General features: G+C 62.9%; 13 protein-coding genes and 1 tRNA gene. 10 read left to right on the plus strand and 4 right to left on the minus strand.

Going from position 1 to position 13,808, the window contains the following annotated elements:
• The first annotated feature begins 18 nt into the window (after positions 1–18).
• The 4 genes from A9977_RS12430 to A9977_RS12445 all read left to right on the plus strand — a co-directional run bounded on the left by A9977_RS12430 (position 19) and on the right by A9977_RS12445 (position 2,936).
• Entirely contained in the window at positions 19–441 is a 423-nt protein-coding gene (locus A9977_RS12430) for an Hsp20/alpha crystallin family protein (RefSeq protein WP_183025154.1), read from the plus strand.
• Between the two features lie 1,002 nt (positions 442–1,443).
• The gene (locus tag A9977_RS12435) at positions 1,444–1,677 is read left to right on the plus strand and encodes a hypothetical protein (protein ID WP_183025155.1); all 234 of its coding nucleotides are present in this window, start codon (positions 1,444–1,446) and stop codon (positions 1,675–1,677) included.
• A gap of 120 nt (positions 1,678–1,797) precedes the next feature.
• Positions 1,798–2,022, plus strand: coding sequence for a hypothetical protein (locus A9977_RS12440; RefSeq protein ID WP_183025156.1), 225 nt, complete (start codon positions 1,798–1,800; stop codon positions 2,020–2,022).
• 653 nt (positions 2,023–2,675) lie between these two features.
• Positions 2,676–2,936, plus strand: a complete 261-nt coding sequence (locus tag A9977_RS12445; RefSeq protein ID WP_183025157.1) for a hypothetical protein — start codon at positions 2,676–2,678, stop codon at positions 2,934–2,936.
• Between the two features lie 729 nt (positions 2,937–3,665).
• On the opposite strand, the gene A9977_RS12450 is transcribed toward A9977_RS12445, so the two are convergent.
• Positions 3,666–3,729, minus strand: a tRNA-Lys gene (locus tag A9977_RS12450).
• 187 nt (positions 3,730–3,916) lie between these two features.
• On the opposite strand from A9977_RS12450, the gene A9977_RS12455 reads away from it, so the two are divergent.
• Together A9977_RS12455 and A9977_RS12460 are read left to right on the plus strand one after the other, a co-directional pair.
• Complete coding sequence (locus A9977_RS12455; RefSeq protein WP_183025158.1) at positions 3,917–5,212, plus strand: integrase family protein; 1,296 nt, start codon at positions 3,917–3,919, stop codon at positions 5,210–5,212.
• Positions 5,213–5,563: 351 nt separating this feature from the next.
• Positions 5,564–5,815, plus strand: coding sequence for a type II toxin-antitoxin system ParD family antitoxin (locus A9977_RS12460; RefSeq protein WP_183025159.1), 252 nt, complete (start codon positions 5,564–5,566; stop codon positions 5,813–5,815).
• A gap of 425 nt (positions 5,816–6,240) precedes the next feature.
• Here the strand turns inward: A9977_RS12460 and A9977_RS12465 are convergent, their stop codons facing one another.
• Positions 6,241–7,191, minus strand: coding sequence for an IS481 family transposase (locus tag A9977_RS12465; protein ID WP_183025160.1), 951 nt, complete (start codon positions 7,189–7,191; stop codon positions 6,241–6,243).
• A gap of 461 nt (positions 7,192–7,652) precedes the next feature.
• On the opposite strand from A9977_RS12465, the gene A9977_RS12470 reads away from it, so the two are divergent.
• From A9977_RS12470 to A9977_RS34250, 3 genes are all read left to right on the plus strand, one after another.
• Entirely contained in the window at positions 7,653–8,705 is a 1,053-nt protein-coding gene (locus tag A9977_RS12470) for a MarR family transcriptional regulator (protein ID WP_183025161.1), read from the plus strand.
• A gap of 1 nt (position 8,706) precedes the next feature.
• Positions 8,707–9,639, plus strand: coding sequence for a hypothetical protein (locus tag A9977_RS12475; RefSeq protein ID WP_183025162.1), 933 nt, complete (start codon positions 8,707–8,709; stop codon positions 9,637–9,639).
• A 736-nt stretch (positions 9,640–10,375) separates the two neighbouring features.
• Positions 10,376–10,471 (plus strand): DUF433 domain-containing protein, encoded by a 96-nt coding sequence (locus tag A9977_RS34250; RefSeq protein WP_259651945.1) that lies wholly within the window; start codon positions 10,376–10,378, stop codon positions 10,469–10,471.
• A 221-nt stretch (positions 10,472–10,692) separates the two neighbouring features.
• Here A9977_RS34250 and A9977_RS12490 read toward each other — a convergent pair whose 3' ends face one another.
• Both A9977_RS12490 and A9977_RS12495 read right to left on the minus strand, forming a co-directional pair.
• Positions 10,693–11,175, minus strand: coding sequence for a DUF2244 domain-containing protein (locus tag A9977_RS12490; protein ID WP_183025163.1), 483 nt, complete (start codon positions 11,173–11,175; stop codon positions 10,693–10,695).
• A 451-nt stretch (positions 11,176–11,626) separates the two neighbouring features.
• Positions 11,627–11,923, minus strand: a complete 297-nt coding sequence (locus tag A9977_RS12495; RefSeq protein WP_183025164.1) for a hypothetical protein — start codon at positions 11,921–11,923, stop codon at positions 11,627–11,629.
• 217 nt (positions 11,924–12,140) lie between these two features.
• On the opposite strand from A9977_RS12495, the gene ctaD reads away from it, so the two are divergent.
• Complete coding sequence (gene ctaD, locus A9977_RS12500) at positions 12,141–13,787, plus strand: cytochrome c oxidase subunit I (protein ID WP_183025165.1); 1,647 nt, start codon at positions 12,141–12,143, stop codon at positions 13,785–13,787.
• The last annotated feature ends 21 nt before the right edge of the window (positions 13,788–13,808 follow it).

Genomic DNA, 13,808 nt, shown 5'->3' on the forward strand with positions numbered 1-13,808 from the left:
AAAAGAAAGGAGCTCATCATGACTACCGCCCAGACCGCCACCGCCACCGCCAAGAACCCCGACGCCCTTGCGACGGCCCGGCTGCCGTCCGAGCGCCCGCGCTATAGCGACTCGACGCTTACGCCACCCGTCGACGTGGTCGAGGACGACGGCGGCATCACGCTCTATGCCGACCTTCCCGGCGTGCCGCGCGACAAGCTGACGCTCAACGTCGAATCCGACACCCTCACCATCGAGGGCGAATCGGCACTGCCCGTGCCGGACGGCCTGCAGTCCAGCCACACAGAGGTCGGACTGGCGCGCTTCCGCCGGCTGTTCACACTCAGCAAGGAGCTCGACACTGAGCAGGTCTCGGCCGAGTTCTCGCAGGGCGTGCTGCGCCTTCGCATTCCCAAGGCACAGCACGCACAGCCGCGCCGCATCGATGTCAAAGTCGGCTAGCGCCCCATAGCGGCGGGGCGAGCCCTCTCGAGAACGCACCTTGTCGAGCAATTTCACGCTGTACCTTTATCGCACCCTTGGAGAAAGGTGGATGTCATGTCTTCGCGATTTGGCTTTTCTGTTTCAGAACGTCCTGGCGGTCCGCCCCGCAGGACAGCAGGCACGTCACGCCGGCCCGTGATGAGCGACAAACAGATCGAGGCATACCTGATCACGCGTGACGCTTTGCGTCGTCTCAAGCGTGCAGCGCTGCCCCCGCGGCATCGACCGAATCCGAATGTGATCGCGACTACGCAGTCGGAGAATCGAAATGCGCAACTGCGCCTTCGTGACGCCGACGCGGCGTAGACCCGCGGATGCGGCTCGGTACGTGCGTGCGCCACCTCTCTCCCGCGGGCGCCCAATCCAGGGCGACGCCACTGACGCCCGCACCACGCGCAGCTGCGAAGCGCCTCGAAGCAGGCTCGCGCGCGTGCGGCAGCAAGCCGCAACTTCAGTGGCCCAGGAATGGCCAAGGCGACGCTCGGCTGTCAGACAAGCGCGGCGCCTTCCCCACTGGAGGCGGTGTAATTCGCTCAGCGGCTCGAGGGTACGGTCCAGCAAGCGAAGGCCTCGATGCGCCCACTCAGGTCGAGGCGTTCGGCGCCTACGCCTCCGGCACCGGGCTGCCAACAGGATTCCCGTGTGAGCAAAAAAAAGAAGCCCACCGAAGTGGGCTCTTGAATGCTGGGCATCCTGAAGGGTAGATGCCAAGCAGCTCTCGCGTGGTGAACATGGGGCAGACAGAGGGCCTGTGCTGTGGGAAAAAAGCCCATCCCGTGGGTGCCATCTCCTCACGTGCGTGCTTCACGAAGGGCGCCGTGCAGTAGCCGAGCTTCTCGACAACCAAGCGCCTAATTCCTACATGGCGGTTCGAGGGCATGTGTATACCGGAGCATTCGACAACGGACGCGACGATGACGAAACTCCAACAACTGCCCAGCGCTGCCGAGGAGGGTTGAAATGCAGCTGCCCCATCTTGCCTTGACGGTGGTCGAAGATCCTGGCCATGACGGCTTCTATCACTGGCTGTTGTTGCGCTCGACAGAAGATGGTCGGCCCGTCGAACACTCTGCATCAGATCAGAGCTTTTCTTCCATTGTCGAAGCGTTCAGCGCCGGCACCACGCGTTGGACTGAGCTGACCGTTAAAGAAGATGAGGACGCTGACCCGGTCGGAGACAACATCGATCCATGAGAGCCAGCGCGCTGGCATCGACGAATCGGCAAGGAGCGCCCAGGGCCTCTGTCACCGAGTCTGTCTTGGGGACCAGCCGTTGCTCGAAGGGATCGATCTCACTATTTGAAAGCGACACCCATGAGAACCAAAGAGTATCGCGGCCGCACCTATGACGCCGCCTCAACGGCCGTTTCCGCCGGCGTGTACCGCGGCGTCTACGACATCGACAGCACGAGCCCCTCGGTGACGGATGGTGTGATTAACGAAGCCACAGAGGGTACGTTTCCCACGAAGAGACAGGCCGAAGAGGCCGCTGCAGCGGCGGCCCAACGTTGGATCGATAGCGAAGCGGACAAGACCTGAGGTCTACCCGCATCACACGCGAGGTGCACATGACACGCAGAGATCGAATGCTCGAAGCCTTTGACAGGTTGGCTGTCGCAGAGATGGACGACGTTGCAACCTTTGGCAGAAGTGAAACAGCAACGGCTGCGCCGGTGGCGCGTCCCGTTGTGCCTTCGCAAAGTCAAAGGTCAGGCCGAAGTGGCTGGAGCTGGGTCATTGGTGCCTGCGCCATCGGCTTGGTATTTCTTGCGACACGCAGATGAGATGAAGATGGCAAGCGCGAACTCAGCATGAATGTCGGCTAGGGCAACACGGGATTCTCTGAGGAGCATCCCATGCAGGCGAGATCATTCGAAATCCGGCAGACGCCGAGCGCGTCGCCCTTACGAGAAACACGAGTTGCGCTAGTGGAAAAAAATCTTTGAGGCGTCCGGTAGACGCTCCGAACGGCCGTCGCCTCGGCTGGTGTGATTGACCACGGACGTGGCACCCACCTTGGTCTGCCCGAGCGCGGAACGGCCGAGCATGTGCCGCGGACCGCGGCATCAAAGAATCAGACGGGTCCTGGACCTTCCCTGCGATGCGCTGCATGAATAGGCGGGGTTCGTGCGCACAGGCCCGTGGGGCGTTGTCCCTACGCAGGCCAGGGCCTGGGAAGGGCATAAACAGTGATGCCCATTTCCCTGCTACGACAGCTCGCGCTCAAAGAGTTACCGTTCACCGTTACCGGCGGCGAAGACGTCGATGCCGTCCACATTCTCGCAATTGCGGGACATGTCCACGCCGTGATCGCCTCAGCCGTGCGGTCCCCTCTTGGTTGGCGCAACCCGTCGGCCGTGGTGCATTCGATCACCGCTTCAGGTCGCCGCATGCTGAGGTTGTTCCCACAGCGGGACCATGATGGCGGCCGCGCAGCCGGTACAGACGCGTAGTGGATGTGCGAGGCGTATCCGAGCTTCGAGAGGATGGAACCTATCGGGTCGGCCTTACATCGGCACGGCGCCAGAAGCGCCATTGCTCGGTCGCTTCTGCCTGCTCTCAAGCGATGCATGTCGAGTGTGTCGAAAGCCATAAATCGCGCTCCACTGCGACGACGGAGTTCGCTCCCCAGCTCATGAGCGATGCAACGCGCTTGCAGGTCGCCATGCAGGGCACGTCGGCGCCCATCTGGGGCCAGGCGGCCCAGCTCTGCGTCGGACAGGTTGGTCGGGTCGATCATGCGGCATTTCTGCGGCCCTGCAGGAACCATGCGGCCGGCAATGAAAACGTCCTGCGACCCGATCGGCAGACGATCGCGGCTTGCCGGGCCGATGCTGTCCGACACGATTCGCCCTCCCACTGGCCGCCCCATGTTCTGGCCGCCGCGCAGCTTCGCTCGACCGGACAGCATGGAGGACGCTCGTACCTTCGCGGCCCGGCAGATCCGGCCCGGATCGACCTCAGCGAAGAGCCCCGGCACACGTCGCTGCCAGTGCCGGCGCGCTGCGCTCGCTGAACGGCTGGCCCTTCTCCGCACGTCGTTCCCGGCCACGGGACCATGACCTGCTGATCGCAGGCAAGCACGCCGCACGCCCGGCAGGCCTGCCCTTCTTGGGCAATGCGGCCCAGAAAAGCCCGCGATTGGACAGCGGGCCCATCAACCCTTGCGCCTGTGCTGAGGGTGGGCCCTGAGTGACTCGAACACTCGACCTACGGATTAAGAGTCCGTCAAATTAACCTTCTTCGGTATCACGCGAGATTTTCTGAGAGCGTAATTTCTCTTTGAAAATCATATAGTTATCTTTAAAATCGGACCTGCCGGGTCTCAGGTCGATCCGGGACATCCTTTCAGTTTTCGGACACGAACAGGACACGGTCGATCCCAAACCTACGCGATTCGGCCCCCGTCGGATCCCCGACACGGAGAAACGCCATGCCACTTCTCAGCGTCAAGGCCATCGAGGCCCACAAGCCCGCCGCGACGGCCTACAAGCTCACGCTGGACCGCGGTCTGCAGATGCGCATCGCGCCGGACGGCGCGCGCACCTTGCTGGTTCGCTACACAGTCCAGGGCACGACAGCGGAGCGGCAGTACCGACTGCCGCAGACCTATGGCGATGCGCCCGGCCAGCTCAAGCTGGCCGCCGCACGCGCCGAAGCCCATCGCATTCGCGCGCTTGCCCGCGAAGGCATCGACTGGCCTGCGCAGGAAGAAGCACGTCTGCGCGACGCGCACCAGGCGCGCACGCAGCAGGAGGCGGAGGCGGCGCTCACCTTCGGCGCAGCGCTGCGCGAGTACGTGGAGAGGAAGCGCCGCGCCCGGGACGGCCTGGCGCTCAAGGCGCGCACCCGCGCGGACTATCTGGGGATGATCACGCCAGGCCGCGTCTCGGCGCAGGGCCGGCGGTTTGCAGACGGCGAGCTGCTGCCCATCGCGCACATTCCAGTGGCGCGCCTGCAGGCCGCGGACATCCGTGCGATCTACGAGCGCCAGCTCGCACGCTCCGAGCGCCAGGCGGTGTATGCGATGCAGGTGCTGCGCGCCGTGCTGAGGTGGCATGGCGTGGTGGTGCCCGACAACCCTCTCGGTCGGGAGACGGCCGGGCGTCATCGGATCGTGCTGGCCTCGCCCAAGGGCGATCCCGCCCCGATCCCGCCGGAGCGCCTGGGCGCCTGGTGGAACGCCGCGCAGGCGTTCGATCGTGTGGCAGCCGACTACTACCGCTTCCAGCTGCTCACCGGGTGCCGCGGCGCGGAGATCCTGGGCAACAAGCGTTTCGGGTATGCGCCCCTGAAGGTGGGCGATGTGGACCTCCAGGGCGCGCGCGTGACGCTGCGCGACACCAAGAACCGGGCCGACCACAAGTTGCTGCTCTCACGCCAAGCGCTGGCCATCGCGCAGGCACGCTGCGCGGGCCGCCCGAGCGATGCGGCACTGTTCCCGATCGTGGATGCGCGCAAGACACTCGCGCGCATCAACGCCGCCGCCGGCACGCAGGTCCAAGGGCACGGCCTGCGTGTCACCTTCGCCAGCATCGCCGAGGAGCTCGTCTCCGGGGGCATTCTCAAGCGCATGATGAACCATGCCGCAGGCGGGGACGTGACGCTGGGCCACTACGTGGGCAAGGGAGAGGCCGCGCTGCGCGCGGGCTGGCAGACGGTGGCCGACTACGTGGAGGCCGCTGCAGCTCAGGCGGCACAGGCAGCACAGGCAGCGCCGCCCGCCTGACGCACCGCAGGAGGAACCGTCGGAACGGACGTCTTTGGCATCGGGCATCCCCGCCCCCTGCCCTAAGGTCTCTTGTCAGAGCGACTGATCGACTCACGCCGGTCGACATCGATGCCTTCGTGACGGCAAGTCACTGATTTCAAAAGGTTTTTCTCGAGATTCCGGAAAATCACGAAATGGGTCAGAAATCGGTGCAGTCCAACGGACGGCACTGGCCTGGAGCGCTGGGTGCTCAGGCGTTCCAACACTCGAAAACGGTTCACGCGGCCCGCTTGAAAGCCTGAAGGCTGCGGCGGAAGCGGGTCGGGCGTCCGTTCTTGCCAAAATTGCCATAGAACCTACGATCTCGCCATGAGCACGATGAATATTTCCCTGCCCGACACGCTCAAGGCCTTCGTGGACGCGCAAGTCGAGAAGCGGGCGTTTGGTACCAGCAGCGAGTATGTGCGCGAGCTGATTCGCAAAGACCAGGATCGGGCACGGCTGCGGGAGCTGCTGCTAGACGGTGCCGACTCGGCCCCGGCGGCGCCCGCCGACGGGGTCTATTTCAAGGAACTGCGTGATCGTGTGCGCGGGGCGCGCAAGGCAAGCGCGCAAAAGTGACTGTCAAGCAGGTCGTTCCCCGCGACAGGCCAACACGGATGTCGATGACGTCATTGCGTATGACTTGAGCGGAGCTGCAGAACGCGCCGCCATCGGCTTCGTCGATGCCTTGGAGGTGGCGTACGCGCATAGGCAACGAGGCATACCATGGCCTTGGTATGTAACACGGCCAAGATATGCAAATTAGCCTTGTTACTCAAAGACAGCGCCAACATGCCTTCAGACCAAAACGCCAGCGGCCGCGCCAACCACGCAGAAAGCCTGTTTGATGAGCTGTTCCTTGCCATGGTCGGCAAGTTGATGTCTTCCAAGACGAGCTTGCCAAGGCCCCAGACATGCGGGCGAAGCAGGGCTCCTCCGAGCATGCGGTCGAGGTGAAGACCCCCTCCGAAAGCCGCGCTGACAGGGGTGATCCCTCTCTTGTCCTAGGTGTGAAGTGTCAAGAGGTTCTTGCGAGTCATCGAGAGACGCGAGACAGGGGCCACGAGATTGATGCCGTGGTGCGGCCGGTGCCAGTTGTAGAAGTGATTCCACACAGGCAGGGCCTCGCGGCGCTGGTCTGAGTTCGCGTAGGCGTGGCCATAGGCCCATTCGCGTAGCGCGGACTGGATGAAGCGTTCGGCCTTGCCGTTGGTCTGCGGGCGATACGCCCTGGTGAACTTCTGGCCGATGCCCAGCTCCAGGCATGCCTCGCCGAACAGCCCCGAGCGGAACGACATGCCGTTGTCGGTCAACACTCGCTCGATCGTGACGCCCATGCTCGCGAAGTAGCCCACGGCAGCCCGCAGGAACGCCTCGGCGCTGAGCTTGGTCTCGTCGGGGTACACCCGCGTGAAGGCCAGGCGGCTATGGTCGTCCACAGCCACGAAGACGAAGTCCCAGCCGACGTTTCGGGCACGCTGCGCTCGGTCGCCGGTGATGCGGTGGCCGACCTTGTCGAAGCGCCCCAGCTTCTTGATGTCGATGTGCAGCAGCTCGCCAGGGTTGTCGCGCTCGTAGCGTTGCACCGGCTCGTCCGGGCGCAGGTCGCTCAGTCGAGACAGCCCGGCACGACGCAACACGCGGCTGACGGTCGCCCCGGACACGCCCATGTAAGAGGCGATGCGTGCCTGCAGGAAGAGCTTGCGGCGCAACTCCACGATGGCCAGGGCCACATGAGGCTCGATGGAGCGAGGTGACTTCTCGGGGCGAGAGGACTTGTCCAGCAGGCCTGCCGCACCATCGACCAGGTAGCGGGCCAGCCACTTGCGTGCAGTGACGGCGCTGACACCATGTGCGAGAGCCGCATCTGATGCGCTGACGCCACGCTCAGTGATGTCGTGAACCATCTCCAGGCGGCGCAGGTACGTCAATCGGGCATTCTTATGGGTGTTCATCCGGTTTTGGGTTTTGAGTGGATTGGGGGTTTGGCGATTTCCAGTCTCTCAAAACTTCTCCGGGTGAACACCCGAAACAACCTATGGGCCTTCACACCTAGGCCGAGCTGCAGCCAAGTTGCAGCACAGTCAAGCGGCGCTTATTCCGATGACGTGCGCTCTGTGGCAGTGATGTGCCTCAACCACGCCAGTTTGCTCTGGCGGAACAGTCATGGGTTTCTCCGAAAATTACGTTCCCGACATGGCTGTGGGCCTCGTTCCCCTGAAAACGGTTTAGTCGCTTCCGCAGGCCAAGGCTTGGAGGGCATGGACCAAGAGCCACCGGCCCGTTGTCCGCCCCCCCAAGGCAGGCACGGGCGGGGGACTTGCTACCTGACTGCGCCAGCGGCGCGCTGCAAATGCCTCTTTGGGTCTAAAATGCATCTTTCAACGGAAATGCCTTTTTCAGTTAGGACTTCGCAATGCCAAGCGACGAATCGGATTTGGAGTTGCTCCGCGAGATCAAGCACCGCACCGGCTGGGCGCCGGATGGCAAGTGGCGGAACACCTGGGTCGAAGTCAAAGATGGTGTACACAACGCGCGAGACTTGAGATCAACGCTCTTCAATTTGGCATACGCGGTAAAGGCAGATCCTGACAGCGATGCTCTCGCGGTGCTGATGAACAGCAGGATTTCGTCTAAACGCTTGGACGAAGAGCTGGCGATGTTCTCAGGGGTCGCGTCTCCTGAGCTCGTCTCAAGAATCAAGGTGTTGCATTGCAAAGACCCAGCAGACTCTCACCTCCACATAAAGGATCCCGGTTTCGCAAACTGGCTTGAGGAGCGCATGCGAGAGCGTCAAGCAGCTGCAGGGAAGTCAGCCACCAAGCATTCTGTAGCTGGCTTGATGTACTTGCTCACCCTTCGACGCAGCGAGCCGCTGACGGCTGCGCAAATCGGGGAGCTGGCCGGCGCGAGCCATCCAACGGTGGCGTATGTGCTAAAGCTGATGGAGCAACAAGGCGCAATCCATCGCGCAAACGGCCTCGTGCGGTTCGACAGGTTCCAGATATTCCCGTGGACGCGGTGGCTCAACCTTGAGGTCGGAACGCGCAAAAAGGTCTCATTCGTGGACATATCGGGACACGCCAGGTCGCCAGAAAGCATGGTGCGCCGGCTTGCGAAATTGAACCGCGCCGATGTCGCAGTTGGTGGCCTGCTGGGAGCAAAGCACTATTTCCCAAGCCTCGACATGGCCGGCACGACGAGGCTGGACCTTGTTGTTCACGGCACGCCGTCGCGCTCGCTGTCATTCATCGATGAGCTCGATCCCGCTCTGGCGCCATCAAAGGAGGCCAATGCGAGAGCCTCGGTTGTCGTGCACTTCCTCCCAAGGGCAGAACCGTTCTTCGAGCAAGACCAGGAAGGAAACCGATGGGCAGACCCGATCGTGTGTATGTCGGATCTGCAGGAAGCAGGATTCGACCAGCAGGCTGAGGACCTCTTACAAAACCTCGCGTTCAATCGCGCCTGATATGAAACTACTGATCAACCCCAGGACCGTGGTGAATCAAGTGGCCTTGGCCTTGCCCGAGAGCTGCAGAGGCGACGTGATCATCATCGGCAGCCTCGCAGCTGGCTACCATTTCTTCAGAGAAAATACAGACGACGGCCTGCGCACAAAAGACGTCGATTGCATGATAGCGCCACACGCCAAATCGATCGTTGCAGCCCAAAAGGTGACTGAGCAGCTCATTGATTCTGGATGGGGCTTCAGAGACGGTCAAGAGTGGAGCAAGCCAGGCACCAGTGATCAACCGGTCGAACAGCTGCCTCTGGTCCGCCTGCGTCCTCCCGGCCAGACAGAATGGTTCCTCGAACTGCTCGTTGCGCCCGCAGAGCTGCCTGACGAGGAGGCGGAGATACCTGGCCGGCGACTCGAGAGGTTCGAAACGAAAAAGGGCAGTTTTGCGCTCTGCAGCTTCGGATTCCTCGCCGTGACAGAAGTGGATCCCGTCGTAAGTGATCACGGCGTGCGCGTTGCTCGTGCGGAAATGATGGCGTTGGCCAATCTGCTGCACCACCCCGTCATCGGACCTGCCACGATGTCCGGGCACTTTGCTCAACGAAAGATCAAGCGCTCCAACAAGGATCTGGGCCGGGTCCTGGGCCTTGCGTTTCTCGCAGAACGTGCTCAGGAGGACTCTACGACAACATGGGCGCAGGCCTGGCAGGCGGCACTGGCAGCCAAGTTTCCTCGTCAAGCGGCGCGACTTCTCGCCCGATCTTGCGATGGAATCAAAGCACTTCTAGACAGCCCACAAGCCCTTGAAGAGGCGCTTTTGACGCTGAATCTGGGGCTACTCTACAAGTTCAACCTCGACGATCGAGCACTCGCGGCCATTGGTCAACGCTTCATGGAAGATGTCGCGCGACCGGCACGAACTCTTGCGAAATCGATGCAATGAAGGACACGGACGGCTTGGAACCCATCGTTCGAATTGCCGGTGTCGTGGCCACACACGGCCAACGAGCGCTGGCGGCCTCTTTGTCCACGCGGTTCGAGACGCAGCAGATCCAGATCTTCGACGAAAAAGCGAGAACGGTGGAACTCATGAACAAGGCCATCCCGGACGCTCTGGTCACCGGCCATGAAGACCTTATCGGCAGTTTGAAGTTGCCAGATCTCGATGATCGCCATGCCTCGCGGCAGCCATCCGGTGCAACGCAAGCGTGGTCGTCACCTTCAACGAGCGGGACTTTCCCGTCGAAGCTCTGTCAACCTTGGGCGTCGAAGTTCAGCACCCAGACGAGTTCATCGACAACCTCTTCGATCTGGATCAGGCCGCCGTCGTGTCGCAGCGCAGAAGCAGCGCAGCACCCCCCGGAGTCCCCCCATCGAAGCGGACCGATATCCGAGGATCCTGTTGAAGCAAGCCTTTCAAGGACGGTTCGAGACATGTCCAGGTTCAGATCTGTCCTGTAGCAGCGAGGATCGAGCCTTTTCGAACGACTCCGCCAAACGCAACGTTCAAGGCGCAGGTTGTTGCGCAGCGTGTCAACGCCGATGAGATCTGCCCCCCAGGTGCGTCAGAGATCGGCGGAATTCAACATCTCGACTTCACGCTCATCGTCAGTGAAGCAATCTCACGCGCCAAGGCGGTGAATGACGCAGACCAGATGATTGTGAAGGTCGACGGGGTGATGGGCGGAAAGCCCTGTTTCAAGGGGACTCGGCTACCCATCGAAATGGTTTTGTCGTCGCTCGAAAAAGGCGATCTCGGAAGACCTCTTCGCTGAAGAATGCTCTCACCAGAGGGCAAGTTCAGGCTGCGCGGTGTGCGCACAGGACCATCCCCAACGAGGGCAGCCCGTGCGGCTTGGCGCTGCCAAGCCGCACGGGCAATGAAATTACTGATCCAGGAGCGCCTGAGTTCATGCTGAACGCCAAGCTGAGCAAACGAGATGCACGCGGAACGCGATGCTCGCGCCGCGGGCGCCCAAAGGGGGGGCCGCGGGCGTCATTGCGCATCGTTCTGGCTGGGGGCCGGCGGCGACGCGTGCCGTTGCCCGCTCCGCGCGATGCTTGCTGCGAACTCCTCCGCGAAGAGCCGCCGCCGCGCCGGTGTGAGTTGCTTCCCCAAGGGCAGCGAAGCACTGCCGCTGCGCAGTGTCAAGGCGCCTGACCGATCGCGCTCGAGCCGTACCCAGCAAGCATGAAAGTCGACCTCCCGCTCGCGACCGCCGTGGCTGGTTTCGATGTGGACAGCACCGGCCTCGACACGGATTCGCTCGCCGTCGTTCGCATGGCGCGCATACACCAGCCCGGCGATGCAGAGCGCGGCCAGCTGACATCCACAGAAGAACATCACGAGCGGATAGCCGGCGACCCAGAAGCCCGCGCCGACGAGAGCCATGAGCAACGCGAGTGCGCCGATATGCCAGAAGAAGGTGCTTGGCCGCATGGCGCAGTTGCGCGTGAGCTTCCAGGCGGCAGGCTGCATGGACGTGGGCGTTTCCTGCGCTGTCCGGGACGAGGTGGGTGGCGGAGTCGGCATAGGCGCGAACAAATCGAGATGGATGGCCGGCCTGGGCAACCGTTGTGCCCGGGCATGGAAATACCTTCCGGGCCCCGGGCCGAAGACCCGGCGATCTCCAAATTCAGGCGCGATCCCGGCCCGCTGCCTGGCGGCGACCGTACCGTGACCAGCTTTCCTTGTCCCCATGGTCGGCTCCGCGCGCTCGGGCGCACGGACCGCAGAGTCGTCGCCAGGTCGATCGGGCGCGCGCTGCAGATCGCGCCAGCGCCCCGGAGAGGCAAGCGCCGAAAACGTGGTTGCGGCAACGCCGGCCGCACGGCACGCCCCGGGTCGCGCGTGGCCAGAGGTGCCATGCGCACCACCGGGGAATCCTGACGTGCCGCACCGCGGGCACCACCAGACTCGTCGCGCGCGTCTAGGATTGCGCAGGCTTCGAATCGCTGGGTTGGTTGCGGTCGGAGAACTGCTCCGAGGGCGGACCCAGGCGCCCGCTGTCGCCTCCCTTCGCGTGCGTCGTGCCTCCGGTACGCGCCATGTTGCCTCGGCCCGCGTAGATTTCGTCATCGTCGAAATTCAATGGCGCCCTGTCTTCTGCGCCGCCACCGCTCACAGTGGCGCCCGGCACCGGGGTGTCTTGGCCATGAGGGCCGATTGCGTCCAGCGGGCCGGCAACGTCCTGCGGCTCGTCGTCTTGCGGCTTCGCGATTGTCATGAGGGGCTCCTTGAATGAAAGCCCTGATGTTGACCCACGCAGCCGCGATGCGCGGCCGCATGCAGCGCATCAGCCTGCCGGACCGCGCCTACGCACCGGTGCGAGGAAGCTTCTACGCAACGCACTGTCGAATGTTGCGCGCTGACTGTCCCTCGGGCTGCGCTAGCCGGGCACGTCCCTTGCCAAGTCGCTGCACCCTCCAACTGACGGCTGTGCCATGACGACTTACACATCGGACGGACGTTCCGTCCCCGACGCCCCCCCGCATGGCGCATCCGCCCATGACGAGCACCACGCGATACCCGCGGGCTGGAGGCGATGGCTGTTCGCCACCAACCACAAGGACATCGGGAGCCTGTACCTCCTCTTCAGCCTGACGATGCTGATGGCGGGCGGCGTGCTGGCGCTGCTGATCCGGGCGGAGCTTTTCAGGCCCGGGCTGCAGCTCTTCAATCCCGAGGTGTACAACCAGTTCGTCACCATCCATGGGTTGGTGATGGTGTTCGGCGCGATCATGCCGGCCTTCGTGGGCTTCGCGAACTGGATGGTGCCGCTACAGATCGGCGCCTCGGACATGGCGTTCGCGCGCATGAACAATTTCAGTTTCTGGCTGCTTCCGCCAGCGGCCATCTTGCTGATCGCGCCCTTCTTCATGGACATCGGTTCGGCGGCGTCGGGCTGGACGCTCTACCCGCCTCTGAGCCTGCAGATGGGTCCGGCCATGGACTTCTCGATCTTCGCCGTGCACATCATGGGCGCCAGCTCGATCATGGGCGCCATCAACATCGTGGTCACCATCCTCAACATGCGTGCGCCGCGCATGACGCTGATGAAGATGCCCATGTTCTGCTGGACCTGGCTGATCACCGCCTATCTGCTGATCGCCGTCATGCCCGTTCTGGCGGGCGCTGTGACCATGCTGCTCACCGACCGCCACTTCGGCACCGCCTTCTTTCAGCCAGCAGGCGGCGGAGATCCGGTGCTGTTTCAGCACATCTTCTGGTTCTTCGGCCATCCCGAGGTCTACATCATGATCCTGCCGGCCTTCGGAATTATCAGCCAGGTGGTGCCGGCGTTTTCGCGCAAGCGACTGTTCGGCTATGCGTCGATGGTCTACGCCACCGCGTCGATCGCGATCCTCTCGTTCATTGTCTGGGCGCACCACATGTTCACCACCGGCATGCCGGTGACGGGGCAGCTCTTCTTCATGTACGCGACGATGCTGGTGTCGGTGCCGACGGCGGTCAAGGTATTCAACTGGGTCGCCACCATGTGGATGGGCTCGATCACCACGGAGACCCCGATGCTGTTCGCGATCGGCTTCATCTTCGTGTTCAGCATGGGCGGCTTTACCGGGCTGATCCTGTCGGTCTCGCCGATCGATATCCAGGTCCATGACACGCACTATGTCGTGGCTCACTTCCACTATGTGCTGGTGGCAGGATCGCTGTTCGCCATGTTCGCCGGCTACTACTACTGGTCACCCAAGTGGACCGGCGTGATGTATCGGGAGCGCCGCGGGCAGATCCACTTCTGGGTCTCCCTCGTCAGCTTCAACGTCGCGTTTTTCCCGCTGCATTTTCTGGGCCTGGCGGGCATGCCGCGGCGCTACGCAGACTATCCCATGCAGTTCGCGGACTTCAATGCCGTGGCCAGCGTCGGCGGGTTCGCGTTCGGACTCGCGCAGGCCTATTTCGTCCTGTTCATCGTGCTGCCGGCGCTGCGTGGACGCGGTGAGCCGGCACCCGCCAAGCCCTGGGAGGGCGCCGAGGGGCTGGAATGGGAGGTCCCCTCGCCTGCGCCTTTCCATACCTTCGAGACCCCGCCTCGCCTCGACCCGACCGCCACACGCGTCATTGGCTGAGACAGCGAAGCGCCGAGACCG

The organism is Variovorax sp. UMC13 (assembly GCF_014170375.1).
In the GTDB taxonomy this organism is placed as follows: domain Bacteria; phylum Pseudomonadota; class Gammaproteobacteria; order Burkholderiales; family Burkholderiaceae_C; genus Variovorax.